At 61.7% G+C, this 23,745-nt stretch carries 25 protein-coding genes; 18 read left to right on the top strand and 7 right to left on the bottom strand.

Features of this window, described 5'->3' with window-relative positions; translation table 11 throughout:
• The first annotated feature begins 2 nt into the window (after window positions 1–2).
• From CWR53_RS21580 to CWR53_RS21560, 5 genes are all read left to right on the top strand, one after another.
• Complete coding sequence (locus CWR53_RS21580) at window positions 3–992, top strand: sulfate/molybdate ABC transporter ATP-binding protein (protein WP_058602853.1); 990 nt, start codon at window positions 3–5, stop codon at window positions 990–992.
• Window positions 993–1,148: 156 nt separating this feature from the next.
• Window positions 1,149–1,730, top strand: coding sequence for an alpha/beta hydrolase (locus tag CWR53_RS21575; protein WP_100852460.1), 582 nt, complete (start codon window positions 1,149–1,151; stop codon window positions 1,728–1,730).
• Between the two features lie 61 nt (window positions 1,731–1,791).
• Window positions 1,792–2,622: a sigma 54-interacting transcriptional regulator gene (locus CWR53_RS21570; protein WP_100852459.1), complete on the top strand. Its 831-nt coding sequence runs from the start codon at window positions 1,792–1,794 to the stop codon at window positions 2,620–2,622.
• A 175-nt stretch (window positions 2,623–2,797) separates the two neighbouring features.
• On the top strand, window positions 2,798–3,583 hold the full coding sequence (locus tag CWR53_RS21565) for a MetQ/NlpA family ABC transporter substrate-binding protein (RefSeq protein WP_058602856.1): 786 nt from the start codon (window positions 2,798–2,800) through the stop codon (window positions 3,581–3,583).
• A 160-nt stretch (window positions 3,584–3,743) separates the two neighbouring features.
• Window positions 3,744–4,310, top strand: a complete 567-nt coding sequence (locus CWR53_RS21560; RefSeq protein ID WP_078479324.1) for a sugar O-acetyltransferase — start codon at window positions 3,744–3,746, stop codon at window positions 4,308–4,310.
• Here the strand turns inward: CWR53_RS21560 and CWR53_RS21555 are convergent.
• Window positions 4,289–4,858 (bottom strand): DUF6436 domain-containing protein, encoded by a 570-nt coding sequence (locus CWR53_RS21555; RefSeq protein ID WP_058603077.1) that lies wholly within the window; start codon window positions 4,856–4,858, stop codon window positions 4,289–4,291. The genes CWR53_RS21560 and CWR53_RS21555 overlap by 22 nt on opposite strands.
• Before the next feature lie 122 nt (window positions 4,859–4,980).
• Here CWR53_RS21555 and CWR53_RS21550 point away from each other — a divergent pair, with 122 nt between their 5' ends.
• Entirely contained in the window at window positions 4,981–5,907 is a 927-nt protein-coding gene (locus CWR53_RS21550) for an alpha/beta hydrolase (protein WP_100852458.1), read from the top strand.
• Here CWR53_RS21550 and CWR53_RS21545 read toward each other — a convergent pair whose 3' ends face one another.
• The gene (locus CWR53_RS21545) at window positions 5,908–6,660 is read right to left on the bottom strand and encodes a DUF2059 domain-containing protein (protein ID WP_100852457.1); all 753 of its coding nucleotides are present in this window, start codon (window positions 6,658–6,660) and stop codon (window positions 5,908–5,910) included.
• A gap of 120 nt (window positions 6,661–6,780) precedes the next feature.
• Here CWR53_RS21545 and CWR53_RS21540 point away from each other — a divergent pair, with 120 nt between their 5' ends.
• On the top strand, window positions 6,781–7,404 hold the full coding sequence (locus tag CWR53_RS21540; RefSeq protein ID WP_100852456.1) for a 2OG-Fe(II) oxygenase: 624 nt from the start codon (window positions 6,781–6,783) through the stop codon (window positions 7,402–7,404).
• Window positions 7,405–7,451: 47 nt separating this feature from the next.
• Here the strand turns inward: CWR53_RS21540 and CWR53_RS21535 are convergent, their stop codons facing one another.
• The gene (locus CWR53_RS21535) at window positions 7,452–7,940 is read right to left on the bottom strand and encodes an ABC transporter substrate-binding protein (RefSeq protein WP_058638162.1); all 489 of its coding nucleotides are present in this window, start codon (window positions 7,938–7,940) and stop codon (window positions 7,452–7,454) included.
• A 202-nt stretch (window positions 7,941–8,142) separates the two neighbouring features.
• Window positions 8,143–9,372 (bottom strand): phosphoglycerate dehydrogenase, encoded by a 1,230-nt coding sequence (gene serA, locus CWR53_RS21530; protein ID WP_058602862.1) that lies wholly within the window; start codon window positions 9,370–9,372, stop codon window positions 8,143–8,145.
• 171 nt (window positions 9,373–9,543) lie between these two features.
• On the opposite strand from serA, the gene CWR53_RS21525 reads away from it, so the two are divergent.
• The 4 genes from CWR53_RS21525 (at window position 9,544) to CWR53_RS21510 (ending at window position 13,698) form a co-directional block, all read left to right on the top strand.
• Window positions 9,544–10,941 carry an FAD-binding oxidoreductase gene (locus CWR53_RS21525; protein ID WP_100852455.1) on the top strand — a complete coding sequence of 466 codons (1,398 nt, stop codon included), beginning with the start codon at window positions 9,544–9,546 and terminating at the stop codon, window positions 10,939–10,941.
• 24 nt (window positions 10,942–10,965) lie between these two features.
• Window positions 10,966–11,631: a fumarylacetoacetate hydrolase family protein gene (locus tag CWR53_RS21520; protein WP_058602864.1), complete on the top strand. Its 666-nt coding sequence runs from the start codon at window positions 10,966–10,968 to the stop codon at window positions 11,629–11,631.
• A gap of 163 nt (window positions 11,632–11,794) precedes the next feature.
• A complete protein-coding gene (locus CWR53_RS21515) occupies window positions 11,795–12,709 on the top strand; it encodes an SdiA-regulated domain-containing protein (protein ID WP_100852454.1) in 915 nt (304 codons plus the stop codon).
• Between the two features lie 86 nt (window positions 12,710–12,795).
• Window positions 12,796–13,698, top strand: coding sequence for an SdiA-regulated domain-containing protein (locus CWR53_RS21510; RefSeq protein ID WP_100852453.1), 903 nt, complete (start codon window positions 12,796–12,798; stop codon window positions 13,696–13,698).
• 63 nt (window positions 13,699–13,761) lie between these two features.
• Here CWR53_RS21510 and rpiA read toward each other — a convergent pair whose 3' ends face one another.
• Window positions 13,762–14,436: a ribose-5-phosphate isomerase RpiA gene (rpiA, locus tag CWR53_RS21505; RefSeq protein ID WP_058638158.1), complete on the bottom strand. Its 675-nt coding sequence runs from the start codon at window positions 14,434–14,436 to the stop codon at window positions 13,762–13,764.
• 133 nt (window positions 14,437–14,569) lie between these two features.
• Here rpiA and ilvA point away from each other — a divergent pair, with 133 nt between their 5' ends.
• From ilvA to ptsP, 4 genes are all read left to right on the top strand, one after another.
• Window positions 14,570–16,084, top strand: a complete 1,515-nt coding sequence (gene ilvA / locus CWR53_RS21500) for a threonine ammonia-lyase, biosynthetic (protein WP_058638157.1) — start codon at window positions 14,570–14,572, stop codon at window positions 16,082–16,084.
• Window positions 16,085–16,195: 111 nt separating this feature from the next.
• Window positions 16,196–16,621: a DUF2269 domain-containing protein gene (locus tag CWR53_RS21495; protein ID WP_100852452.1), complete on the top strand. Its 426-nt coding sequence runs from the start codon at window positions 16,196–16,198 to the stop codon at window positions 16,619–16,621.
• Window positions 16,622–16,771: 150 nt separating this feature from the next.
• A complete protein-coding gene (locus tag CWR53_RS21490; RefSeq protein ID WP_023532670.1) occupies window positions 16,772–17,251 on the top strand; it encodes an RNA pyrophosphohydrolase in 480 nt (159 codons plus the stop codon).
• Window positions 17,252–17,273: 22 nt separating this feature from the next.
• Window positions 17,274–19,553: a phosphoenolpyruvate--protein phosphotransferase gene (gene ptsP, locus CWR53_RS21485; RefSeq protein WP_023532652.1), complete on the top strand. Its 2,280-nt coding sequence runs from the start codon at window positions 17,274–17,276 to the stop codon at window positions 19,551–19,553.
• Window positions 19,554–19,610: 57 nt separating this feature from the next.
• Here ptsP and CWR53_RS21480 read toward each other — a convergent pair whose 3' ends face one another.
• Complete coding sequence (locus CWR53_RS21480; protein WP_058602870.1) at window positions 19,611–20,357, bottom strand: NRDE family protein; 747 nt, start codon at window positions 20,355–20,357, stop codon at window positions 19,611–19,613.
• A gap of 127 nt (window positions 20,358–20,484) precedes the next feature.
• Here CWR53_RS21480 and CWR53_RS21475 point away from each other — a divergent pair, with 127 nt between their 5' ends.
• Genes CWR53_RS21475 through CWR53_RS21465 form a run of 3 tightly spaced genes read left to right on the top strand, consistent with a single transcriptional unit; the run spans window position 20,485 to window position 23,111 of the window.
• Entirely contained in the window at window positions 20,485–21,267 is a 783-nt protein-coding gene (locus CWR53_RS21475; RefSeq protein WP_058602871.1) for a sulfite exporter TauE/SafE family protein, read from the top strand.
• 16 nt (window positions 21,268–21,283) lie between these two features.
• Complete coding sequence (gene lgt / locus CWR53_RS21470; protein WP_058602872.1) at window positions 21,284–22,090, top strand: prolipoprotein diacylglyceryl transferase; 807 nt, start codon at window positions 21,284–21,286, stop codon at window positions 22,088–22,090.
• Window positions 22,091–22,139: 49 nt separating this feature from the next.
• Window positions 22,140–23,111: a thymidylate synthase gene (locus CWR53_RS21465; RefSeq protein WP_100852451.1), complete on the top strand. Its 972-nt coding sequence runs from the start codon at window positions 22,140–22,142 to the stop codon at window positions 23,109–23,111.
• 123 nt (window positions 23,112–23,234) lie between these two features.
• On the opposite strand, the gene cadR is transcribed toward CWR53_RS21465, so the two are convergent.
• The gene (gene cadR, locus CWR53_RS21460) at window positions 23,235–23,678 is read right to left on the bottom strand and encodes a Cd(II)/Pb(II)-responsive transcriptional regulator (RefSeq protein WP_100852450.1); all 444 of its coding nucleotides are present in this window, start codon (window positions 23,676–23,678) and stop codon (window positions 23,235–23,237) included.
• Between the last annotated feature and the right edge of the window lie 67 nt (window positions 23,679–23,745).

Here is a 23,745-nt window from a genome sequence, read left to right as displayed (position 1 = left end):
TCATGTCGATCGAAGTTCGTAACGTCAGCAAGCGTTTCAACAGTTTCCAGGCGCTCGATGGTATCAACCTGGACATCAACAGTGGTGAGCTGGTGGCGCTGCTGGGCCCGTCGGGCTGCGGCAAGACCACACTGCTGCGGATCATCGCCGGCCTGGAGACGCCGGATCAGGGCAACATCGTTTTTCATGGCGAGGACGTCTCCGGGCACGATGTACGCGATCGCAACGTCGGGTTCGTGTTTCAGCACTATGCGCTGTTCAGGCACATGACCGTGTTCGACAACGTCGCCTTCGGCTTGCGCATGAAGCCCAAGGGTGAACGCCCGAGCGAAAGCAGCATTGCCCAGAAAGTGCACGAGCTGCTGAACATGGTGCAGCTCGATTGGCTGTCCGATCGTTATCCGGAGCAGTTGTCCGGCGGTCAGCGCCAGCGTATCGCCCTGGCCCGCGCCCTGGCAGTAGAGCCCAAGGTGTTGCTGCTGGACGAGCCCTTCGGTGCGCTGGATGCCAAGGTGCGCAAAGAGCTGCGCCGCTGGCTGGCCCGCTTGCACGAAGATATCAACCTGACCTCGGTATTCGTGACCCATGACCAGGAAGAGGCCATGGAAGTGGCTGACCGTATCGTGGTCATGAACAAGGGTGTGATCGAGCAGATTGGCTCGCCGGGCGAAGTGTACGAACAACCCGCCAACGATTTCGTCTACCACTTCCTGGGTGATTCCAACCGCCTGGCCTTGAGCGAGGGTCAGCATGTGCTGTTCCGTCCCCACGAAGTGTCGTTGTCACGTCACGAAACCGAGGGCCACCATGCCGCCGAAGTCCGGGACATTCGCCCGCTGGGGGCCACCACGCGGGTGACTTTGAAAGTCGAGGGCCAAAGTGAGCTGATCGAAGCTGAGGTGGTCAAGGACCACGACAGCCTGACAGGGCTGGCACGGGGCGAGACGTTGTTCTTCCGGCCGAAGGTCTGGCAGAAACTGCCAGCCATTTAAGGCGATGGGTTTGGGGCGGATAAAGCGGTGTCGCCAGGAAACGTCCGCCGGTTATTTGCTTAAAGGTTATAAACAAATTTCTTTTTATTCCTTTAAGTATATATAGGCCGCTTTATACTGGGTTTCCAAGCACGCAAGCTACTGGAGACCCACTTCATGCGTAACGAATCAGTTCGCTACCTGATCATCCCAGGCTGGCAGGGATCGCCGGACAATCATTGGCAAAGCCACTGGCAGCGCACCCTGCCCAACAGCGCACGCGTGGAGCAGCGCGATTGGCTGACACCGCTCTGCCAGGACTGGGTAAAGGCGCTGGATACCGCCATTGCTGCCGAGCCCGACCCGGTGATCCTGATTGCCCATAGCCTGGGCTGCATCACGGTGGCGCATTGGGCCGAACAGGCTACAGCCGGTCTGCTCGGCCGCGTGCGCGGCGCCTTGTTGGTAGCGCCAGCGGATGTCGAGCGACCAGGGTGCGCGCCGGCGCTGCGCAATTTTTCACCCATCCCGCAGTCGGCGCTTCCCTTTCCAAGCCAGGTGGTCAGCTCGGACAACGATCCCGCTGTCAGCGTCCCGCGCGCTTTGCACATGGCCCAGCAGTGGGGGGCAGAAGCAGGGCTTTTGACCGGCGCCGGCCACATCAACGTGAAATCCGGCCATGAGTGCTGGGAGCAGGGATTCGCCTACCTGTATCGCCTGCAAAGCCGCATCGAACAACGCGCGCTGCGCCGCGCCTGAACGGCGTCCGTTTCCATCCGTCACACGCCCAGCCGCCGCAGGCCAGGGGCGGGAGCTCGTCATGACGTATCAGAATCCCTTCGGCCAGCCATTGCTGACATTCCCCGAACTCGACAAGAGCCCGCTGAGCATTCGCGCCAAGGCGCTGGTCTTCATCGATCCGCGCTCCCAGCGATTGCGCACGGAGCTGGAGCACTTGGCGCCGCTGCCGCTGCCAGTGCTGATCCGCGGTGAAACCGGCACCGGCAAGGAGTTGCTGGCCCGCCAGATTCACCGCGCCAGCGACCGCCCCGGCCTGTTCGTGTCGGTCAATTGCGCCGCCATCAGCCCAACCTATGCCGATGCAGAGCTGTTCGGCTATAGCGCCGGTAGCCATGGCGGCACCGCCAGCAGCCGCGCTGGCTGGTTCGGATCGGCCAACGGCGGCACGCTTTATCTGGACGAAATCGCCGACTTGCCATCGGCCATTCAGGCCAAGCTGCTGGCGGCACTGGAAAACCGCGAAGTCACCCGCGTAGGCGCACACCAGGCGCAGCCGGTGGATGTGCGACTGGTGGCAGCCACGAGCATTGACCTGGGGCGGGTGGTGAAGGCAGGGCGCTTCAGCGAGCGGTTGTATCAATACTTGCGCGAGGGCGCCCTTGAACTGCCGCCGCTGCGCGAGCGCCCGGGGGACATCCTGGCATTGGCGGAATACTTTGTTGGCATCTACAGCGGGCGTTTGCAGCGGCCCGTGCCGTTGATAAGCGAGGCTGCACAGCGCCTGCTCGAGCACCACCCTTGGACCGGCAATACCCGCGAGCTGGAAAACGTCATCCACTTCGCCTTGCTGGTCAATGACGGGCCCGAACTCCTGCCCGAAGACCTGGACCTGCCCAATACTCCACGGTAGAGGCGCTCATAAGCAAACGCGCTGGTGGCATTTTGCTTTTGGAATAAGCAGCGAAATAAAAGATATTGTTCCGGCATAAAAATTATCGGTATTGTCCGCTCCACGCCCAGGACCGCAGTGCCTCGGCCACCCCGTTCGCCATCGTCGATGGCTCAGATGCAGAACAAGGATCACCATGAAGAAGACCCTGCTGACCACCGCCCTGGCTGCTGCCCTGTCCTTCGCTGGCCTGGCCGGCGCCGCCGAGAAACTGGTGGTTGCCGCAACGCCCATCCCGCACGCCGAGATCCTCGAGCTGATCAAGCCGACCCTGGCCAAGGAAGGTGTCGATCTGCAGATCAAAGTGTTCACCGACTACGTGCAACCCAACGTGCAGGTTGACCAGAAGCGTCTGGATGCCAACTACTTCCAGACCCTCCCATACCTGCAGAGCTTCAACGAGGGCAAGGGCACCCACCTTGAGACCGTGGTCGGCGTCCACGTCGAGCCCTTCGGTGGCTACTCGAAGAAGGTCAAGAGCCTGGATGAGCTCAAGGAAGGCGCGACCGTCGCCATCCCTAACGAGGGCAGCAACAGCGGGCGTGCTCTGCTGCTGTTGCAGAAGGCAGGGCTGATTACCCTGAAGGATCCGAAAAATGCCCTGGCCACGCCGAAGGACATCGCCGAGAACCCTAAGAAGCTGAAGTTCCGCGAGCTGGAATCGGCCATGTTGCCCCGCGTGCTGGATCAGGTCGACCTGGACATGATCAACACCAACTATGCGCTGGAAGCGGGCCTGAACCCTGCCAAGGACGCTCTGGTCATCGAAGGCAGCGACTCGCCTTACGTCAACTTCCTCGTCGCACGTCCTGACAACAAGGACAGCGATGCCATCCAGAAGCTGGCCAAGGCGCTGACCAGCCCGGAAGTGAAGGCATTCATCGCCAAGAAGTATCAGGGTGCCGTGCTGCCTGCATTCTGACCAGCGCACCGCTGCCCAAACGCCGACGCCTTGTGTGTCGGCGTTTTCGTTTCAGGTATACCCCAAGACAATGCTGCCTGCGGCTGAGAGATTGAGCCCTGTGTGTGGTCCGATGATCAGCCTATCCCCGCTACGCGCATAGTTCTGATGAGGAGTTGCCATGTCCCTGAGCGAAAAACAGAAGATGCTCGCAGGCGAGCTCTACCTTGCCACCTGCCCTGAATTACAAGCCGAACAGGCCGCCAACAAACGGTGGATGCACCGCTATAACAACAGCGTCGAGCTGACGGCCGAGGCGCGGCATGCGTTGCTGGCCGAGCACTTTGGCCATGCAGGCGAAGGTGTCACGTTGCGTGCGCCTTTCTATTGCGACTACGGCTACAACATCCATGTGGGCCGCAATACCTTCATGAACTTCAATTGCGTGATCCTGGATGTGCTGCCTGTGCAGATCGGCGAGGACTGCCAGATCGGCCCGAACGTGCAGATCTACACGGCCGATCACCCGCTCGATCCACAGGTGCGGCGTACGGGCCTGGAAAGCGGGCGACCGGTCAGCATCGGCAATAACGTGTGGATCGGGGGCGGGGCCATCATCCTGCCGGGGGTGCGTATCGGTGATGACGCCGTGGTTGGCGCTGGCAGTGTCGTGACCCGCGATGTGCCACCTGGCGCGACGGTGGTGGGCAACCCGGCCCGCATACGTCAACCTGCCCAGGGGCAATAACAGCCGACTGCCAGGGTGTTGGAGGCGCTGACTGGGCGGCCTTCGAGTAGCGCGTTGAGTATCGGCTCGATGAAACTGTTGGCGGCGTTGCACACCGCACCTTCGCTGTAGGGGCCGAAATACGCCAGCTGCCCCTGGCGATCCCAGATGGCTACCGCAGGCGAGGCGGGCAGGTGCTCGCTGCCCGGTAGGTTGCCCAGTGGCTTGAGCCCGGCGAGGTCATCGGGCAGGTAGCCGCGCGTTCCGCGTTTTTGCAGGACGTGGAAGGTGACACCCCGGTCTTTGAAGCGCTGCATCAGGTCAGCCAGGTGCTGCTGGTTGCCGACGTTGCACGGGCAGGCCGGGTCCCAGAAGTGCACGACCCGAACCGGCCCAGGGCCGGCCAGTTCGCGGGGTAGCTGTAACCGGGCACCGTCGAAGAATGTCGCCTGGTTGTCGAACGGTCGCACATAGCGAGCCTGGAAGGTTGTGTAGGCCTGCCAGATGAAGACCGCTCCGGCCACCAGGCCGAGCAGGGTGCCCAATAGTTTGAGGGTTGGCAGGTTCATGAAGGGCCGATGGCAGCTCCCGTAGGCAGTTCGAAGGTGGTGGCTGATGCAGCCAGCTTGCCACGGCGCGTCGATCAGCTGAATATCCCAAGTCAATACTTGCTTCACGCCGGATCCAGCCAATGCCCGCAAGCTTTCATCCAGACCTCCTGCGCACCAGCCTGGCCCCGCTGAGCGCGCGCGAACGCCTATCCACCCACGCCCAGGCTTATCAACGCTTCTACGGCCTCGACCTGCCGGTTCACAGCTGGCTTGGACGGTTTGCAGTTGCCGGCTTCGAGGTGGTCGCGCAGGTGTGGGCTCCGCTACAGCCTAGGGCGACTTTGCTGCTGCTGCACGGCTACTACGATCACATGGGGCTGTACAGGCACCTGGTGGCCTGGGCTTTGAAGCGCGGTTACGCCGTTGTCAGCTGCGATTTGCCGGGTCACGGCCTGTCCAGCGGTGAGCGTGCCAGCATTGATGACTTCGCCGTGTACCAGCAGGTGCTCCAAGGCTTGTTCGAACAGGCGCACAGCCTGCAACTGCCGCACCCTTGGCACCTGTGCGGGCAGAGTACGGGCGGGGCGATTGCCGTGGACCACTTGCTGCACAGTGCAGGGGCCAGCCCCGTCGATGGGCAGGTACTGCTGCTCGCCCCGCTGGTGCGGCCTTGTGCCTGGCACTGGTCGAAGCTCAGCTATCACGTGTTGCGCCATTTCGTGAACGGCATCGAGCGGCGGTTCACTGAAAACAGCACGGACCCTGCATTTCTGCCGTTTCTTGAAGCTGACCCGCTTCAGCCGCGGCGGCTCCCCACGGCATGGGTCGGGGCGCTGATCGACTGGATCAGACGCATCGAGGCGGCGCCTGTCAGCACTCGGCGTCCGGTGATCGTGCAGGGTGAGGCGGATGGCACGGTTGACTGGTCTTACAACCTTCGCGTGTTGAAGGCCAAGTTCGCCGAGCCGCAGGTGCTCATGCTACCAGGGGCCCGTCATCACCTGGCCAACGAACTGCCTGCCATTCGACAGCGCTATTTCGACTTCATCGACCAGCACCTGGGCTGATCACTTCAGCTCGCCCGTGCTCTGGCCGACTGCCAGGCCGGCGCGAATGGCCGCCAGCGCTGCGCGGTAGTAGGCTTTGCCGTCGTCGGATTCGGCAAAGGTCGCAAATTCTTCGAGTTCTGCGTCCGTGAGGTCACGGTATACGTACAGCAAGGTGTTGTTCAGGTCCTGGCCTATCTGGTTCATCAGGCGTTGGCGCTGGCCGTCGAGCAGGCCTTGCGCCTGGCCACCGCCCAACAGCCCCGGAATCATGGCGCTCAGGCTATCGGCGGCCACACCGGCGATGGCCAGGCTTACCTCTGCCCCCGCTTCCCGGGCAGGCAGGGCCTGGGCCAGATGGCCAATGATCAACACGCGATCGTCGCTGGCCTGAATCTTGGGCAGGCCATCGGCATTTTTGGCCAATTCATCCTTGCGGGTCGCCCGCAGTTCGGCCGCGACGATCTTGCGGCCTAATGGCGACTGAAAAAAGGCCAGCGCCGGCGATGGGTTGGGTAATGCGGCGCGCAGTTGCGCCAGCGCACGACGGTCCACGGCCTGAGCCTGAAAACGCTGGTTGCTGTTACTCACCAGTGCCTGGTAGACGGCAGGCGGCAAGCTGTTGCGGTAGCGCTGCTGGGCGGCGCTCAAGGCGTCGGTGAAATGGGCGCGTTGCTCGGGCCAGCCAGCGGTCTTGTACAGCTGATCCAGGTTATCTGCCCAGACAGGCAACGTGCAGCTCATCAGCAGAATCAGGGAAAACAGACGGCGCATTCAGGACTCCTGTCGGCAGATGGCTATTGTCTGTGGGGCGGCGTTGGTTTGTCGAGATATCCACGCGCTTCTCAGCCAAGTGGCGCTGTGCGCCGAAGGGGCGAATGGATATCATGCGCCATGCACATTTCCCCCCCCTACCCAATGCTTGCCGCCGTCGTCGACGATCTGGCCACCCATGGCTGGTCCCAACAGGTACTGTTCCTGCCGGCGGACCTGGTCGGCGCGCTGGCGAACGAATGCCGACGCCGTTACGCCCAAGGGGAGCTCAACCCCGCAGGGATTGGACGGGGGCCGTCCCAAGAGGTGCGCGAGGCCATCCGTGGGGATCAGATTCAGTGGATCGATCCAGGCCAGGCGCACGCCTGCGACCAGTACCTGGCAGCCATGGATCAACTGCGCCTGGCAATCAACCAGGGGCTTTTCCTGGGCCTGGAAGACTTCGAATGCCACTTCGCCCTTTATCCACCCGGCGCTTTCTACAAACGGCATCTGGACCGTTTTCGCGATGACGACCGGCGCATGGTGTCGGCCGTGTTCTACCTGAACGAAGACTGGACGCCCGCAGACGGTGGGCAGTTGCGCATGTTCCTGGCCGATGGGGTGGAGCACGATGTTCAGCCCGTCGCAGGGTGCCTGGTGGTCTTCCTGTCCGGCGAAGTCCCTCACGAGGTGCTGCCGGCCGGTCGTGAACGCCTGTCCTTGACTGGCTGGTTCAGACGCCGCGGCAATGACCCGTTCTGAACGGCCGGGCATGCTGATCAGCGCCTGCCTCGTTTGATTGCGGCACGCTATTGAGTCGCTGCGGCCTGCTGCTCGTCGGCAAGCCACTTGTGTTCCAGTTCGGCCGTACGACCGCTGTCCTTCAGGCGTTGCAGCGCATTGTTCACGGCGCTTTCGAAGGCGGGGTTGTCCTTCTGGAACGGCACCACAAGCTGGTGCTTGCCAAAGGGCAGGCTGGTGTCGAGCGGGCTATCACCTTGCGCTATTGCCGTGACAGGCAGCAACGCGATGTCGTATTTGCCACTTTCGACGCCGGGCAGGGTTTGCGCTTCGGGTGTTTCGACGAATTCCACGCGCAGGTCGAGTTCTGAGGCCAGGGCCTGACCGAACTCCACATCGAACCCTGTCAGGTGATCATCCTGCTTGAAAGCGTATGGCGCGTTGTCGCCCTGGACGGCGATACGCAGTTCACCGCGATCGGCGATTTCGTCCAGCAGCTCTGCCTGAGCCAATGGGCTGATCAGTACCGCCAGCAGTACCCCTATGGTCGAACGCATGAATGCCCCTTTTCGTTTACCCATGAATAACCGTCGCCATGGCTTTCTTCCTCGCCATGGTCGAGCGCAGCCTATGACCCTGAAGTCGCGGCATTGTTTGATGTGCAGCCTGGATTTTTTCGTGCTCGCCGCCCGCCGCCGTGGTGGGCCATAACGAAAAGGGAGGCCACCTGGGCCTCCCTCGATCCACGCTTGCTGCGTATTAGAACAGTACGCGCGAGCGGATGGTGCCCTTGACCTGTTGCAGCTTCTCCTGCGCCAGGTCCGAGTATTCGGCGTCGACGTCGATCACCACATAGCCCACTTTCTCGTTGGTCTGCAGGAACTGACCCGAGATGTTGATGCCGTTTTCGGCAAACACCTTGTTGATTTCGCTGAGCACACCCGGGATGTTTTCGTGGATGTGCAGCAGGCGGTGCTTGCCAGGGTGAGCAGGCAGGGCCACTTCCGGGAAGTTGACCGACGACACCGAGGTGCCGTTGTCGCTGTACTTGACCAGCTTCTCGGCCACTTCCAGGCCGATGTTGGCCTGGGCCTCGGCAGTGGAGCCGCCGATGTGCGGCGTGAGGATCACGTTATCCAGGCCACGCAGCGGGCTTTCGAACTCTTCATCGTTGGAGCGTGGCTCGACCGGGAACACGTCGATGGCAGCGCCGATCAGGTGCTTGTCCTTGATGGCCGCGGCCAGGTGATCGAGTTCGACCACGGTGCCGCGGGCAGCGTTGATCAGGATGGCGCCTTTTTTCATCGCGCGGATTTCCTTCTCGCCGATCATCCACTGGGTGGAGGGCAGCTCAGGCACGTGCAGCGAGACGATATCGGCCAGGCCGAGCAATTCGTGCAGGCTGGTCACCTGGACAGCATTGCCCAGCGGCAGCTTGGTCAGCGGATCGAAGAAGTACACCTGCATGCCCAGGCTTTCGGCCAGTACAGACAGTTGGGTACCAATGGAGCCGTAACCGACGATGCCCAGCTTCTTGCCGCGAATCTCGAAGGAGTTGGCTGCGCTCTTGATCCAGCCGCCACGATGGCACGAGGCGTTCTTTTCCGGAATGCCGCGCAGCAGCAGGATGGCTTCGGCCAGCACCAGTTCGGCTACCGAACGGGTGTTGGAGTACGGTGCGTTGAACACTGCGATACCGCGCTGACGGGCAGCTTCCAGGTCGACCTGGTTGGTACCGATGCAGAAGCAACCGACGGCGACCAGTTTCTTGGCGCAGTCGAAGATTTCTTCGGTCAATTGGGTACGTGAGCGGATGCCGATGAAGTGCGCGTCGGCGATCTTTTCCTTCAACTCTGCTTCGGGCAACGAACCAGTGAGGTATTCGATGTTGGTGTAGCCGGCAGCCGTCAGGGTATCGACTGCGTTCTGGTGTACACCTTCAAGAAGAAGGAACCGGATCTTGCTCTTGTCGAGAGAAGTCTTGCTCATCTGCGTAAACCTGTATCCCGGAGAAAAGTGGCGAGGGTGATGCCAGGTGCCCGTGGGCAGCTCTAGCATGAACAGCGGGGGCGCTATGCTAGCATACGCGACACAATCTGAGCTTATCCCGACAGGTGAAGCGTGCTCAGGGTGACCATGAATAAAGCGAGAGTTCAGGCGATGACCCAGCCCGCTGTATTGGATGAGTTGAAGACCCTGGTCGACCCCGGCAAGGTGTTGACCGACCCCGAATCCCTGCAAGCCTATGGCAAGGACTGGACACGCCATTACCCGCCTGCGCCCAGCGCCATCGTCCTGCCCCGGACAATCGAGCAGGTGCAGGCCATCGTGCGCTGGGCCAATGCCCATCGTGTGGCGCTCGTGCCTTCCGGCGGGCGTACCGGGTTGTCCGCGGGCGCCGTGGCCGCCAACGGGGAGGTGGTGGTCGCCTTCGATTACATGAATCGCATCCTGGATTTCAACGCCTTCGACCGTACCGTGGTCTGCCAGCCAGGGGTCATTACCCAGCAGGTGCAGGCGTTCGCCGAGGAGCAGGGCCTGTATTACCCGGTGGACTTCGCCTCCAGTGGCTCCAGTCAGATAGGCGGCAACATCGGCACCAATGCCGGTGGTATCAAGGTGATCCGCTACGGCATGACCCGCAACTGGGTCGCGGGCCTCAAGGTGGTCACCGGCAGCGGCGAGTTGCTTGAATTGAACAAGGGCCTGATCAAGAACGCCACCGGCTACGACCTACGCCAGCTGTTCATTGGCGCCGAAGGTACGCTGGGTTTCGTGGTCGAGGCCACCCTGCGCCTGGACCGCGCACCGCGCAACCTCACCGCCATGGTGTTGGGCACGCCTGATTTCGACTCGATCATGCCTGTACTGCACGCTTTTCAGGGCAGGTTGGACCTGACGGCGTTCGAGTTTTTCTCCGACAAGGGCCTGGCCAAGATCCTGGCACGTGGTGATGTGCCTGCGCCCTTCGAAACACCATGCCCGTTCTATGCCTTGCTGGAGTTCGAGGCCGGCACCGATGCGGTGGCCAACGAAGCCTTGGCTACCTTCGAACACTGTGTCGAGCAAGGTTGGGTGCTCGATGGCGTGATGAGCCAGAGCCAGACGCAGCTGAAGAATTTGTGGAAGCTGCGCGAATACCTGTCCGAAACCATTTCGCACTGGACACCGTACAAGAACGACATCTCCGTGACCGTCTCGAAAGTGCCGGCATTCCTGCGCGACATCGATGCCGTCGTCCAGGCGCATTACCCCCACTATGAGGTGATCTGGTACGGGCACATCGGCGACGGCAACCTGCACCTGAACATCCTCAAGCCCGAGCACATGAGCAAGGATGACTTCTTCGCGTCCTGCACCGAGGTCAACCAGTGGGTGTTCGAGATCGTCCAGCGCTACGAGGGTTCGATCTCCGCCGAGCACGGTGTGGGCATGACCAAGCGCGATTACCTGGGCTACAGCAGGTCCCGTGAAGAAATCGCCTGCATGAAAGCAATCAAGGCCGTGTTCGACCCTGCGGGCATCATGAATCCGGGTAAGATCTTCGCACCTGAATAAAAAGCAGTATCCAGAGGAGTGGCCATGAACTACCAGCACCAGTATGCAGACGGCACGCGCATTCATTTTCCACTGGGCAAGGTGGTATGCATCGGGCGTAACTACGCCGAACATGCCAAGGAGCTGGATAATCCCATACCGACCGAACCCCTCCTGTTCATCAAACCGGGCAGTTGCGTGGTGCCGGCCGAAGGCGGGTTCAAGATTCCTGCCGAACGCGGGTCGGTGCACTACGAGGTGGAAATCGCGGTGTTGCTGGGCAAGTCGTTGTCCACGCGGCCAAGCCAGGAGGAGGTACTCGATGCCATTTCCGGATTTGCGCCGGCCTTGGACCTGACCCTGCGGGACGTGCAGGCCAAGCTCAAGGAAAAGGGCTTGCCTTGGGAGTTGGCCAAGTGTTTCGACGGCGCCTGCGTGTTGCCGCCCTTTGTGTCTGCCGCCAGCTTCGAAGACATCACGGCCATCCCGGTGCGCCTGACGGTCAACGGCGAAGTCCGCCAGGACGGCTCCAGTGCAATGATGCTCAACCCGATCGTGCCCATGATCCAGCACATGGCTGCGCAGTTTTCGCTGCAGGCCGGCGACGTCATCCTGACCGGCACACCAGCAGGCGTAGGCCCCTTCAACGTGGGCGATGACGTGGTCCTGGAGCTGCCAGGGGTTAGCCGGTTCGAGAGCCGGGTGCTCTAAGCCAGCACCCACCTGACTTTTTGCGGATGATCCGCCTTGGCCGAGTCACCGATCAGGCGGCCCATCCCCGCGTCATCTGCGAATCGCCCTAGCGGGTTGACTGTTTTTTCACACGTCTTCTGGATAATGCGCAGACCTTCGCCTTTCTCCCCAGGACGTCTCGATGCAATCAAACGCCCCTGCCTCCTTCAAGCGCCCGTTCTACCTGCGCTGGCCGTTCGGCCTGGCCGTGGCAGTGGTGATTGCCTATGGCGTGGCCTTCGCCATGCATTGGGACGATCGGGCAGCGTTGTGGGTCAAGGAAGGCTTCGAAAGCACGGCCGAGCGCAGTGAAAGCGTGTGGCTGCCGGACTACACGGTGGATATCGACGCCAAGCCCTTGCCGGAAATGGCCGACTACGAAGCATCGGACCTCACGTACAACCCCAGCACCCGCACGCTATTCGCCGTCATGGGCAAGCAACCCTTCCTCACCGAGCTGAACCTGGACGGCGACGTGCTGCGCAATATTCCCCTCAATGGCTGGGCAAACCCGGAAGGCGTCACTGTCATGGACGGCGGCTACCTGGCAATCACGGACGAGCGGCTGCATGACCTGACCGTGGTGAAAGTCGATGCCACCACCACCGCGCTCAACCACGCGGATTTCCCCAGCCACGACCTGGGGGCGTCGCAAAATGGCAACAAGGGCTACGAAGCCGTGGTCTGGGACGCGTCGAAACAGCGGCTGGTCATCGGCGAGGAGCGGCCGCCGCGCCTGTATGAATGGAATTCCAATGGGCAAGGCCAACTGACGGGCAAAAAAACGCCGCTGCCCAGTGATTCGCTCGACCTGCGAAACCTGTCGGCATTGGGCATTGATCCGCGAACGGGGCACCTGCTGGCGCTGTCTGCCGATTCCAACATGCTGCTGGAACTGGACGAGCAGGGTGAACAGGTCAGCTTCATGACCTTGCTGGGGGGCTTCAATGGTCTGCAGCACACCATTCCTAGGGCCGAAGGCGTGGCAATGGATGACCAGGGCACCCTGTACATGGTCAGCGAACCGGCATTGTTCTATCGCTTCACCAAAGGGTAGGTTTTTCCTGCTATTTGCATGATGGCATTAAGCTTTATTTCAGTTGTTTGTGGTTAGATTCGCCATCCTCCGTCGAGTCTGCCTTCATGCACCGTTATTTGCGTCTGTCACTGGTCCCTGTCGTCCTATGCCTGCTGTTGCTGGGCTGGATCGGGCAGGAATTTCGTCTGTTCGAACGTGCCTGGTTCAACCTCACCACGTGGTGGCAACCGGCCGAGCAAAGCATTGGCCTGAATCGCTACCAGGTGGTGGTAGAGGGGCGGCCAATCGAAGGGCTGGATGACGATGTCTCGGCGCTGACCTACGACCCTGACCGCAAAAGCCTGTTCACCGTGACCAACGCCCGCTCTGAGCTGATCGAGCTGTCGCTGGATGGGCGAATCCTGCGACGCATCGCGCTGCACGGTTTCGGTGACCCCGAGGCGGTGGAGTACATCGGTCCGAATAACTACGTGATTACCGACGAGCGCCAACAGCGGCTGATCCGTGTGCGGCTCACCGACGACACCTCATCCCTGGACGCTGCCCAGGCAGAGCAATTGACCTTAGGCATCGGCCTTAACGGTAACAAGGGTTTCGAAGGGCTGGCCTTCGATTCGGTGGGCAAGCGGCTGTTCGTGGCCAAGGAGCGCGACCCGATGCTCATCTACGAAGTGCACGGGTTTCCTCATAACGATCCGCAACAACCCTATGCCGTAAACGTGGTCCAGGACCGCAAGCGTGATTCGCGCCTGTTCGTGCGCGATCTGTCGAGCCTGCAGTTCGACGAGCGTAGTGGGCACCTGCTGGCGCTGTCGGATGAATCGCGCCTGGTGCTGGAGCTGGATGTGCAGGGGCGGCCACTGAGCACCTTGTCATTGCGCAAAGGGTTCCAGGGGCTCAAAGCGACAGTCCCGCAGGCGGAGGGCATTGCGATGGACGAGGCCGGGACCATCTATATGGTCAGTGAGCCGAACCTGTTCTACGTATTCAAGCAGCCGGCGCCGTGACCTTGTCGGCGTTCGGCAAGCCCCGGTCGGCGCAACCGTACCCGGGCATGCCGGCTTGCATGGTTACTCGGCCTTCAGGCTTTTCACGCCCTCGGCAGTGCCCAGCAGCAGCAGGTCGGCAGGCCGTGCGGCGAAAAGGCCATTGGTAACCACGCCCACGATGGCATTGATCTGGGCTTCCAGCGCTACCGGGTCGGTGATCTGCAGGTTGTACACGTCGAGGATAACGTTGCCGTTGTCCGTGATCACGCCTTCACGGTAAACCGGGTCGCCGCCAAGCTTTACCAGCTGACGAGCAACATGGCTGCGGGCCATCGGGATGACCTCCACCGGCAACGGGAAGTTGCCCAGAACCGGTACCAGCTTGCTGCCATCGGCGATGCAGATGAACGTCTTGGCCACGGCAGCAACGATCTTTTCCCGAGTCAGGGCCGCGCCACCGCCTTTGATCAGGTTCAGGTGTTCGTCGCTTTCATCGGCGCCGTCCACATAGAACTCCAGCTCGCTGACGCTGTTGAGCTCGTAGACCGGGATGCCATGGCCCTTGAGGCGCTGGGCCGTGGCTTCGGAGCTGGCGACCGCGCCGTCGAAGGCCGTCTTGTGCTGCGCCAGGGCGTCGATGAAGAAATTGGCGGTCGAACCGGTGCCCACGCCAACGACGCTTTTGTCATCGAGCTTGGGCAGAATGAAGTCGACGGCAGCCTGGGCAACGGCCTGTTTGAGTTGGTCCTGGGTCATGCGGGCTCCGAGATGGGGCAGGGCGGATGTAAAGGCGACCAGTATAGCGGCAAGCGCGGCTTGGCTGTGGTCGTCCGACGTAACGCTGGGGTAGACTCCGAGCCCTTGTCCCGCGGCCAGTGATGCTTTCCCGATGCTCGAACAGTACGTCAAGAAGATCCTCACCTCGCGCGTCTATGACGTTGCCGTCGAAACCCCCTTGCACAGCGCCGGGCAGTTGAGCAAACGCCTGGGCAACCAGATCCTGCTCAAGCGCGAAGACCTGCAGCCGGTGTTCTCGTTCAAGATCCGCGGGGCCTACAACAAGCTGGCGCAGTTGACCGCAGAAGAGCTGGCTCGCGGCGTGGTCACCGCCTCGGCTGGCAACCATGCCCAGGGGCTGGCCCTCGCCGCACGGGAAATGGGCATCAAGGCCACCATCGTGATGCCCAAGACCACGCCTGAAATCAAGATCGAAGGCGTGCGCTCGCGCGGCGGCAAAGTGGTCCTTCACGGTGATTCGTTCCCCGAGGCATTGGCCTATTCGCTGAAACTGGTCGATGAAAAAGGCTTCGTCTACATCCACCCCTACGATGATCCTCATACCATTGCTGGCCAGGGCACCGTGGCCATGGAAATCCTGCGCCAGCACCCCGGTCGGCTGGACGCGATTTTCGTGCCGGTCGGCGGCGGCGGCCTGATCGCCGGCATCGCCGCCTACGTGAAGTACCTGCGCCCGGAAATCAAGGTCATTGGCGTTGAACCGGACGACTCCAACTGCCTGCAGGCCGCCATGGCCGCTGGCGAGCGGGTGGTGCTGCCGCAGGTCGGGTTGTTTGCCGATGGCGTGGCGGTGGCTCAGATTGGCCAGCACACCTTCGACATCTGCCGCCATCACGTGGACGAAGTCATCACCGTCAGCACCGACGAAATCTGCGCGGCGATCAAGGACATCTACGACGATACCCGTTCGATTACCGAGCCTGCGGGGGCACTGGGCGTGGCGGGCATCAAGCGATACGTGGAGATGTACGGGGTCAGCGGCCAGACACTGGTCGCCATCGATTCCGGGGCGAATGTCAATTTCGACCGCCTGCGCCATGTCGCGGAGCGGGCAGAACTGGGTGAAAAGCGCGAAGCCATCATCGCGGTCACCATCCCGGAGCGTCCCGGTAGCTTCAAGGCCTTCTGCGAGGCGGTGGGCAAGCGCCAGATCACCGAATTCAACTACCGCAAGCATACCTCCGATGAGGCGCACATCTTCGTGGGCGTGCAGACCCACCCGGAAAACGACCCCCGCGCGGCACTGGTGCAACAGTTGATCGACCAGGGCTTCCCGGTCACGGACCTGACCGACAATGAGCTGGCCAAATTGCACATTCGCCACATGGTGGGTGGGCACTCGGCCGGGGCGAGCGATGAAATGGTGCTGCGCTTCGAATTCCCCGAGCGGCCAGGGGCCCTGTTCAACTTCCTCGACAAACTGGGCGGGCGCTGGAACATTTCGATGTTCCACTACCGTAACCACGGCGCGGCAGATGGCCGTGTGGTGGCGGGGTTGCAGGTGCCTGAGGACGAGCGCCACCTGGTGCCGGCCGCGCTGGCCCAGATTGGCTATCCCTACTGGGATGAAACCCAAAACCCGGCCTACACGCTGTTCCTTGGCTGAACGGCTAAGCTCTTGCTCAGGGGCGCGCCGCTTCGCAGTGAACAGGCGGCGCAGCCTGGCGGGCTTTTCCGCTCGCAGCCCTTGTAACGCCACCGGCCCAGGACGAGTGACATGGAACACCTCAACACCCTCAAAGCCTTGCACGTGATCGGCACCGCACTGTTGTTGCTTAGTGCGCTGGGCATGGCGATCTGGACGATGCGTGCCCGCCGGCAGGGCAACGGGGCGGTGTATGGCAGGCTGATGCAACGGCCCTTGGTCTTCGTCTGGCTGGTGATGGGTATCAGCCTGTTCAGCCTGCCGTTTACCGGTTGGTGGCTGGTGCACCTGGTAGGTTGGCCGCTGGGTCAGACCTGGCTACTGGCGTCGACTGCGCTGTATACCGTGAGCGCGTTGGCCTGGGTATGGCTAGTAGTGCGCCTGAAGCGGCTGCGCAGGACACCTGCACAGAGTATGCGGCTAACGCTGGCATTGGCCGTATTCAGTGCCGTGTGCCTGCTGTCCATCGCCGGGCTGATGGGCGCCAAGCCCGTCTGATCTTCGCCAAGGCATCCACTGATTGCCTGCCGGCAAAGCCTGGTTCACACACTTGCATAGCGCTGACGGTATATAAGCACCGCAGGCGCGTTGCTGCGCTCGCAGGCTTTGTGGAACAATGCGGTGACATGCGTTTGCGAGGTTGCTGCCGTGATCGACCCGGATGGTTTTCGCCCCAATGTCGGGATCATTCTCACGAATGATGCCGGGCAGGTGCTATGGGCTCGACGGATCAACCAGGATGCCTGGCAATTTCCACAGGGCGGTATCAACCCTGACGAGACGCCAGAAGATGCCCTGTACCGCGAGCTGAACGAAGAAGTTGGCCTTGAACGCGACGATGTGGAAATTCTTGCCTGCACCCGTGGTTGGTTGCGTTATCGTTTACCCCAGCGACTGGTGCGCACCCACAGCCAACCGTTGTGCATCGGCCAGAAACAGAAGTGGTTCCTGTTACGGCTGATCAGTAATGAGCAACGGGTGCGCATGGACCTGACCGGCAAGCCGGAGTTCGATGGCTGGCGCTGGGTGAGCTACTGGTACCCGCTGGGCCAGGTTGTGACATTCAAGCGCGAGGTCTATCGGCGCGCCCTGAAAGAGCTAGCACCGCGTCTTCTGACGCGCGACTGACGACGGAGTTCGACCCCGAGCCATGCTCAATACGCTGCGCAAGATCGTCCAGGAAGTAAACTCCGCCAAAGATCTCAAGTCGGCGTTGGGGATCATTGTCTTGCGTGTCAAAGAGGCCATGGCCAGCCAGGTCTGCTCGGTCTACCTGCTGGACCCGGAAACCAACCGGTTCGTGTTGATGGCCACCGAAGGGTTGAACAAGCGCTCGATCGGCAAGGTCAGCATGGCCCCCAACGAAGGCCTGGTCGGGCTGGTAGGCACCCGCGAAGAACCCCTTAACCTCGAAGATGCCGCCGCGCACCCGCGCTACAGGTACTTCGCCGAGACCGGCGAGGAGCGCTTCGCCTCCTTCTTGGGCGCCCCGATCATTCACCACCGCCGCGTAGTGGGTGTCCTGGTCATTCAGCAGCGCGAGCGTCGCCAGTTCGATGAGGGCGAAGAAGCGTTCCTGGTGACCATGAGTGCGCAACTGGCTGGGGTGATCGCCCACGCCGAGGCCACTGGCTCGATTCGCGGTTTGGGTCGCCAGGGCAAAGGCATCCAGGAAGCGCGATTCGTCGGTGTGCCTGGCTCCCCTGGCGCTGCCGTAGGGCGGGCCGTGGTGATGCTGCCACCGGCCGACCTGGAAGTGGTCCCGGACAAGACGGTCGAGGACATCGACGCCGAACTGCACCTGTTCCATGCGGCCCTCGAAGGGGTGCGTGCCGACATGCGCAAGTTGTCGGCCAAGCTGGCCACCCAACTGCGTCCCGAAGAGCGGGCGTTATTCGATGTCTACCTGATGATGCTCGAGGACGCTGCCCTGGGCGGCGAGGTGCGCGAGGTCATCAAGACGGGTCAATGGGCGCAGGGCGCACTGCGCCAGGTGGTAGGCGAGCACGTCAACCGCTTCGAACTGATGGATGACGATTACCTGCGCGAGCGGGCCTCCGACGTCAAGGACCTGGGCCGACGCTTGCTCGCCTACCTGCAACAGGCACGCTCGCAGTCTTTGGTCTATGCCGACAACACCATTCTGGTCAGCGAAGAGCTGACCCCGGCCATGTTGGGCGAAGTGCCCGAAGGCAAGCTGGTGGGCCTGGTCTCGGTATTAGGCTCGGGCAACTCTCACGTGGCCATTCTGGCCCGCGCCATGGGCATTCCGACCGTCATGGGCTTGGTCGACCTGCCCTATTCGAAGGTCGATGGCATCGAGCTGATCGTCGATGGCTACAAAGGGGAGGTCTTCACCAACCCCAGCGAGGTGCTGCGCAAGCAGTACAGCGACGTGGTCGAGGAAGAGCGCCAGCTGGCCCAGGGCCTGGACGCCTTGCGCGAGCTGCCCTGCGTTACCCCTGACGGGCATCGCATGCCGCTGTGGGTCAATACCGGCCTGTTGGCCGACGTGGCCCGCGCCCAGCAGCGTGGCGCCGAAGGGGTAGGCCTGTACCGCACTGAAGTGCCGTTCATGATCAACCAGCGCTTCCCCAGCGAAAAAGAGCAGTTGGCGATTTACCGCGAACAACTGGCGGCTTTCCATCCACTGCCCGTGACCATGCGCACGCTGGACATCGGGGGCGACAAGGCGCTGTCCTACTTTCCGATCAAGGAAGAGAACCCCTTCCTGGGTTGGCGTGGCATTCGCGTCACACTCGACCACCCCGAGATCTTCCTGGTGCAGACGCGCGCCATGCTCAAGGCCAGCGAGGGCTTGAACAACCTGCGGATTTTGCTGCCGATGATTTCCGGCATTCACGAACTCGAGGAAGCGCTGCACCTGATTCACCGCGCCTGGGGCGAGGTGCGTGACGAAGGCACCGATGTACCGATGCCGCCGGTGGGCGTGATGGTGGAAATCCCGGCCGCGGTGTACCAGACCCGGGAACTTGCGCGGCAAGTGGACTTCCTGTCGGTGGGTTCTAACGACCTTACCCAGTACCTGCTGGCTGTGGACCGTAACAACCCCCGGGTGGCCGACCTCTACGATTACCTGCATCCAGCCGTACTGCAGGCGGTCAACACTGTGGTCCGTGATGCCCATGCCGAAGGCAAGCCGGTGAGTATCTGCGGCGAAATGGCGGGCGACCCGGCCGCTGCCATCTTGCTCATGGCCATGGGCTTCGACAGCCTGTCGATGAACGCTACCAACCTGCCGAAGGTGAAGTGGATGCTGCGCCAGGTGAACATGAGCAAGGCCAAGGAGCTGCTGCAAGAGGCGCTGAGCCATGACAACCCGCAGGTCATCCACAGCTCGCTGCAGCTGGCACTGAAGAACCTCGGGCTTGCACGGATGATCGGGCCTGGAGCCAACAAGCCGCTCTGAGCGCCGCGTGTGCTGGCGCCTTGTGCGTTAACCTGTGCACAAGGCCGGCCTACGTGATCAAACCGAGCGTTTCACCTCCCCGATAAGGGACCCGAACGGGCCGAAGCTGCGTTCGATGAACTGCCTTTGTCCTCGATCATCGACGATCAGCACGGTACTGGCGCGTGTGCCGTAGTTCTGACTGGCGATGAACGCGCTCGACAATAGTTTTTCGGTTGCCAGGCCAACACCCGTTTCCGGCAACTGGGCGTCGGCTACAGGCTCGTCATCGGCCAACAGTGCCAGCAGTTGCTCTGGATCGGGCTTTTCCAATAACCCCTCCAGGCGGCTGCGCGCCTTGACCAGTTTTGGCCATGGGGTATCAAGCTGCGCATTGGAAAGCCCGTACACCCCTGCCTCAAGCAGGCGTGGCGCTGCTTCCCTGGCGTTGACGTACCCCAGGGCATGGTCATCGCCGATGAGCAGGTTGAACCCTGAATACTGGTCGGCTCGGCTGGCCACCTGAGCCAGATACGCCTCCACGGTTTGCTCTCCCTTCAGAAAAGCGGCCACCAACTCGCCACGCGAACGCGATCCCAGTGCCTGCCTGGGGTCGCGGATATTGGTCAACGCGGCGAAACGTCCCTGCGGGCCGATCCCCAGCCAAGTCCCGCCAGCCTCCAGGTCCCTACCGGCGTACACCTGCGGCGCCTCTTCCCACGGTGCCAACGCCAGGGTAGGGCGGGCGTAGAACTCATCACGGTTGGCCGCCACGATCAGGGGCAGGGCATGCCCTGGCCGCCACGCGAATACGATCAGGCACATTCTTCGGGTCCTGTGTTTTCTTCCACTGTACCCAGGCAGCGGGACAGATCCAACCTGACACAGACTTCACTAGAGCCGCGAACCCAGCTTCCGTTACCATGCCGGATTGATTTCTCGGGGAAGCCGAATGGAATTCGTGCTCTATCTGATTTTAGGTGCATGTGCGGGGGTGCTGGCCGGCCTGTTCGGCGTGGGCGGGGGCATCATCATCGTGCCTGTGCTCGTGTTCAGCTTCACGTTGCAGGGCTTTGACGCTTCTGTGTTGACGCACCTTGCGGTAGGCACATCCCTGGCCTCCATCGTCTTCACCTCCATCAACGCCGTACTCGAGCATCACCGCAAAGGCGCGGTGCAATGGCCGATCTTTGCCTGGATGACCTTGGGGATCCTGCTGGGTGCTGGTGTCGGGGCCAAGACGGCGTCGTTGATCCAGGGGCCCATGCTGCAGAAGATCATTGGCGTCTTCGCCTTGGTGATTGCCGCGCAGATGGCACTGGACCTCAAGCCCAAGGCCAGCCGCGGTGTGCCCGGCAAGGCTGCACGGGTGGCAGCGGGTGGCGTGATCGGCTGGGCCTCGGCCATTTTCGGCATCGGTGGCGGCTCGCTGACCGTACCCTTCCTGACCTGGCGCAGCCTGCCCATGCAGCAGGCCGTCGCGACGTCGTCAGCGTGTGGCCTGCCCATTGCGATCGCCAGTGCAGCGGGTTTCATGGTGCTGGGCTGGCATGAACCCCAGCTGCCGCCGCACAGCGTCGGTTACGTCTACCTGCCGGCGATGGTCGGCATCGCCGTGACCAGCATGTTTTTCGCACGTTACGGGGCGCGGCTGGCTCACAGACTGTCACCGCGCCTGTTGAAGCGCCTGTTTGCGGCCCTGTTGTTCTGTGTAGGCCTGAGCTTTCTGATTTGAATCGAGAGGATGTTAAATGCTGCCTTACCCGCAGATAGACCCCGTGGCACTGGCCATCGGACCGCTGAAAATCCATTGGTACGGCCTGATGTACCTGATCGGCATTGGCGGGGCCTGGTTGCTGGCCACCCGCCGCCTCAACCGGTTCGACCCTACCTGGAGCCGCGAAAAGCTTTCCGACCTGGTCTTCTGGCTGTCGATGGGCGTGATCGTAGGGGGACGTTTGGGCTATGTGCTGTTCTACGACCTGCACGCGTACCTGGCCAACCCGACGTTGATCTTCGAGGTCTGGAAAGGCGGCATGTCGTTCCACGGCGGTTTCATTGGCGTGATGCTGGCTGCACTGTGGTTCGGCAAGCGCAACAACAAGTCGTTCTTCGAACTCATGGACTTCGTCGCCCCGCTGGTGCCGATCGGCCTGGGTGCCGGGCGTATCGGCAATTTCATCAATGCCGAGCTGTGGGGCAAACCGACCGATGTGCCATGGGCGATGATCTTCCCGCCGTTCAGCGACCCGGCGCAGTTGCCGCGCCACCCTTCGCAGCTGTATCAGTTCGCCCTCGAAGGCGTGGCACTGTTCGTGATTCTCTGGCTGTACTCGCGCAAACCTCGGCCAACCATGGCAGTTTCCGGAATGTTCGCGTTGTTCTACGGTATTTTCCGTTTCATCGTCGAGTTCGTGCGGGTGCCGGATGCCCAGCTCGGTTACCTGGCGTGGGGATGGCTGACCATGGGTCAGATTCTGTGCATCCCCATGATCGTGGCTGGCCTTGGGCTCATCTGGTGGGCTTATAATCGCAAGCCTACGGCGACACCCGCCTGATCACTCTCCCGGCAGGGGCGATCCCCTGCCGTCTAGCTACAGGTAAGCCATGAAACAGTATCTGGACCTGGTCCGCGACGTTATCGAAAACGGCACGTTGCAGGAAAACCGTACCGGCATCCGCACCATCAGCCTGCCAGGGGCGATGCTGCGCTTCGACCTGCAGAAGGGCTTCCCCGCTATCACCACGCGCAAGCTGGCGTTCAAGTCGGCCATCGGCGAAATGGTGGGCTTCCTGCGCGGGGTTCGCAACGCCGGCCAATTCCGTGAGTTGGGTTGCAAGGTCTGGGACCAGAACGCCAACGAAAATGCCCAGTGGTTGGCCAACCCGTTCCGCCAGGGCCATGACGACCTGGGCGAGATCTACGGGGTACAGTGGCGGCAATGGCCGGGCTACAAGCGCATCGCCCTGAGCAATCAGGCCGCGATCGAGATGGCGGAAAAGGCCGGCTTCCGGCAGATTGCCCAGGATGAAGAGGATGGCGTGGCGTTTGTCATCCTGTACAAGGCCATCGATCAGGTCCGCCAGTGCCTGGACACCATCGCCAACGATCCTGGCAGCCGACGCATCCTGTTCCACGGCTGGAACTGCGCCCAGCTGGATGAAATGGCCCTGCCGCCTTGTCACTTGCTCTACCAGTTCCACCCCAACGTGGAAACGCGCGAGCTTTCACTGACGCTTTACATCCGCTCCAACGACCTTGGCCTGGGTACACCATTCAACCTCACCGAAGGAGCGGCATTGCTGGCGCTGTTCGGCCGGCTGACCGGCTACACGCCGCGCTGGTTCACCTATTTCATCGGCGACGCCCATGTGTACGAGAACCACCTGGACATGCTCAACGAGCAGCTCAAGCGCGAGCCGCTGGAAGCGCCCAAACTGGTGATAAGCGATCGGGTCCCGGCGTTCGCCGACACAGGCAAGTACGAGCCGCAGTGGCTTGAGCAGATCGAGCCAAGTGATTTCTGGCTCGAAGGGTATGAGCATCATGCCCCGATGACGGCGCCGATGGCGGTCTGAGGGATCCCCTTCATACCCCCGGTGCACGACCTCGGAGCGGCCTAGCCGGGGCGCTCCTACCCGAAATCCGCTAGCCCTCAGGTGCGGTGCAAGACAATTGTTCCGGCAGGCTAGTCACGCCCACTAATGCCCATGGCTACGCCCAACATGTGAATGCTCGATATCCGGCACCGTCACAGCGCCGTTGGTTTCCAGCTGCTGCAGAATGGCGCATTGCGCGCCTTCCTCGTTACAGCGTCTTCGCAAATCCATCAGTTGCGCCTGTAATGCCACCAACCCATCGAGCCGGGCCTGGACGTGCTCGATATGCTCGTCGATCAAGGCATTCACGCTGCCGCACGAGGCCTGGGGGCTGTCACGCAGCTGCAGCAGGCTGCGGATTTCATCGAGCGTCATGTCCAGCGTGCGGCAGTTGCGGATGAATGTCAGGCGCTCGACATGCGCTTGCGTATACACCCGGTAATTGCCCTCGCTGCGCGCAGGTTCAGGCAGGAGCTTTTCGCGTTCGTAATAACGAATGGTCTCCACAGCGCAGTCCGTCGCCTTGGCAAGGTCGCCGATCTTCATGTTGAAAACTCCTGGCATTCGCTTGACCCTATAGTGGCTACAGGGTGTTCACTTGGCAACAGACTCA

Source organism: Pseudomonas sp. SGAir0191 (assembly GCF_002812565.2).
In the GTDB taxonomy this organism is placed as follows: domain Bacteria; phylum Pseudomonadota; class Gammaproteobacteria; order Pseudomonadales; family Pseudomonadaceae; genus Aquipseudomonas; species Aquipseudomonas parafulva_B.
This window is presented reverse-complemented; position numbering and strand designations above follow the sequence as displayed.

Excerpts from the sequence above, each read along its gene's own strand:
- ilvA (WP_058638157.1), top strand. The coding sequence starts at position 14,570 with ATGCTCGAACAGTACGTCAAGAAGATCCTCACCTCGCGCGTCTATGAC.
- CWR53_RS21480 (WP_058602870.1), bottom strand. The coding sequence starts at position 20,357 with ATGTGCCTGATCGTATTCGCGTGGCGGCCAGGGCATGCCCTGCCCCTG.
- CWR53_RS21465 (WP_100852451.1), top strand. The coding sequence starts at position 22,140 with ATGAAACAGTATCTGGACCTGGTCCGCGACGTTATCGAAAACGGCACG.
- CWR53_RS21550 (WP_100852458.1), top strand. The coding sequence starts at position 4,981 with ATGCCCGCAAGCTTTCATCCAGACCTCCTGCGCACCAGCCTGGCCCCG.
- CWR53_RS21575 (WP_100852460.1), top strand. The coding sequence starts at position 1,149 with ATGCGTAACGAATCAGTTCGCTACCTGATCATCCCAGGCTGGCAGGGA.
- CWR53_RS21520 (WP_058602864.1), top strand. The coding sequence starts at position 10,966 with ATGAACTACCAGCACCAGTATGCAGACGGCACGCGCATTCATTTTCCA.
- CWR53_RS21535 (WP_058638162.1), bottom strand. The coding sequence starts at position 7,940 with ATGCGTTCGACCATAGGGGTACTGCTGGCGGTACTGATCAGCCCATTG.
- CWR53_RS21560 (WP_078479324.1), top strand. The coding sequence starts at position 3,744 with ATGTCCCTGAGCGAAAAACAGAAGATGCTCGCAGGCGAGCTCTACCTT.
- CWR53_RS21495 (WP_100852452.1), top strand. The coding sequence starts at position 16,196 with ATGGAACACCTCAACACCCTCAAAGCCTTGCACGTGATCGGCACCGCA.
- rpiA (WP_058638158.1), bottom strand. The coding sequence starts at position 14,436 with ATGACCCAGGACCAACTCAAACAGGCCGTTGCCCAGGCTGCCGTCGAC.
- CWR53_RS21525 (WP_100852455.1), top strand. The coding sequence starts at position 9,544 with ATGACCCAGCCCGCTGTATTGGATGAGTTGAAGACCCTGGTCGACCCC.
- CWR53_RS21580 (WP_058602853.1), top strand. The coding sequence starts at position 3 with ATGTCGATCGAAGTTCGTAACGTCAGCAAGCGTTTCAACAGTTTCCAG.
- ptsP (WP_023532652.1), top strand. The coding sequence starts at position 17,274 with ATGCTCAATACGCTGCGCAAGATCGTCCAGGAAGTAAACTCCGCCAAA.
- CWR53_RS21545 (WP_100852457.1), bottom strand. The coding sequence starts at position 6,660 with ATGCGCCGTCTGTTTTCCCTGATTCTGCTGATGAGCTGCACGTTGCCT.
- CWR53_RS21570 (WP_100852459.1), top strand. The coding sequence starts at position 1,792 with ATGACGTATCAGAATCCCTTCGGCCAGCCATTGCTGACATTCCCCGAA.
- cadR (WP_100852450.1), bottom strand. The coding sequence starts at position 23,678 with ATGAAGATCGGCGACCTTGCCAAGGCGACGGACTGCGCTGTGGAGACC.
- CWR53_RS21475 (WP_058602871.1), top strand. The coding sequence starts at position 20,485 with ATGGAATTCGTGCTCTATCTGATTTTAGGTGCATGTGCGGGGGTGCTG.
- CWR53_RS21540 (WP_100852456.1), top strand. The coding sequence starts at position 6,781 with ATGCACATTTCCCCCCCCTACCCAATGCTTGCCGCCGTCGTCGACGAT.
- CWR53_RS21510 (WP_100852453.1), top strand. The coding sequence starts at position 12,796 with ATGCACCGTTATTTGCGTCTGTCACTGGTCCCTGTCGTCCTATGCCTG.
- CWR53_RS21515 (WP_100852454.1), top strand. The coding sequence starts at position 11,795 with ATGCAATCAAACGCCCCTGCCTCCTTCAAGCGCCCGTTCTACCTGCGC.
- CWR53_RS21565 (WP_058602856.1), top strand. The coding sequence starts at position 2,798 with ATGAAGAAGACCCTGCTGACCACCGCCCTGGCTGCTGCCCTGTCCTTC.
- lgt (WP_058602872.1), top strand. The coding sequence starts at position 21,284 with ATGCTGCCTTACCCGCAGATAGACCCCGTGGCACTGGCCATCGGACCG.
- CWR53_RS21555 (WP_058603077.1), bottom strand. The coding sequence starts at position 4,858 with ATGAACCTGCCAACCCTCAAACTATTGGGCACCCTGCTCGGCCTGGTG.
- serA (WP_058602862.1), bottom strand. The coding sequence starts at position 9,372 with ATGAGCAAGACTTCTCTCGACAAGAGCAAGATCCGGTTCCTTCTTCTT.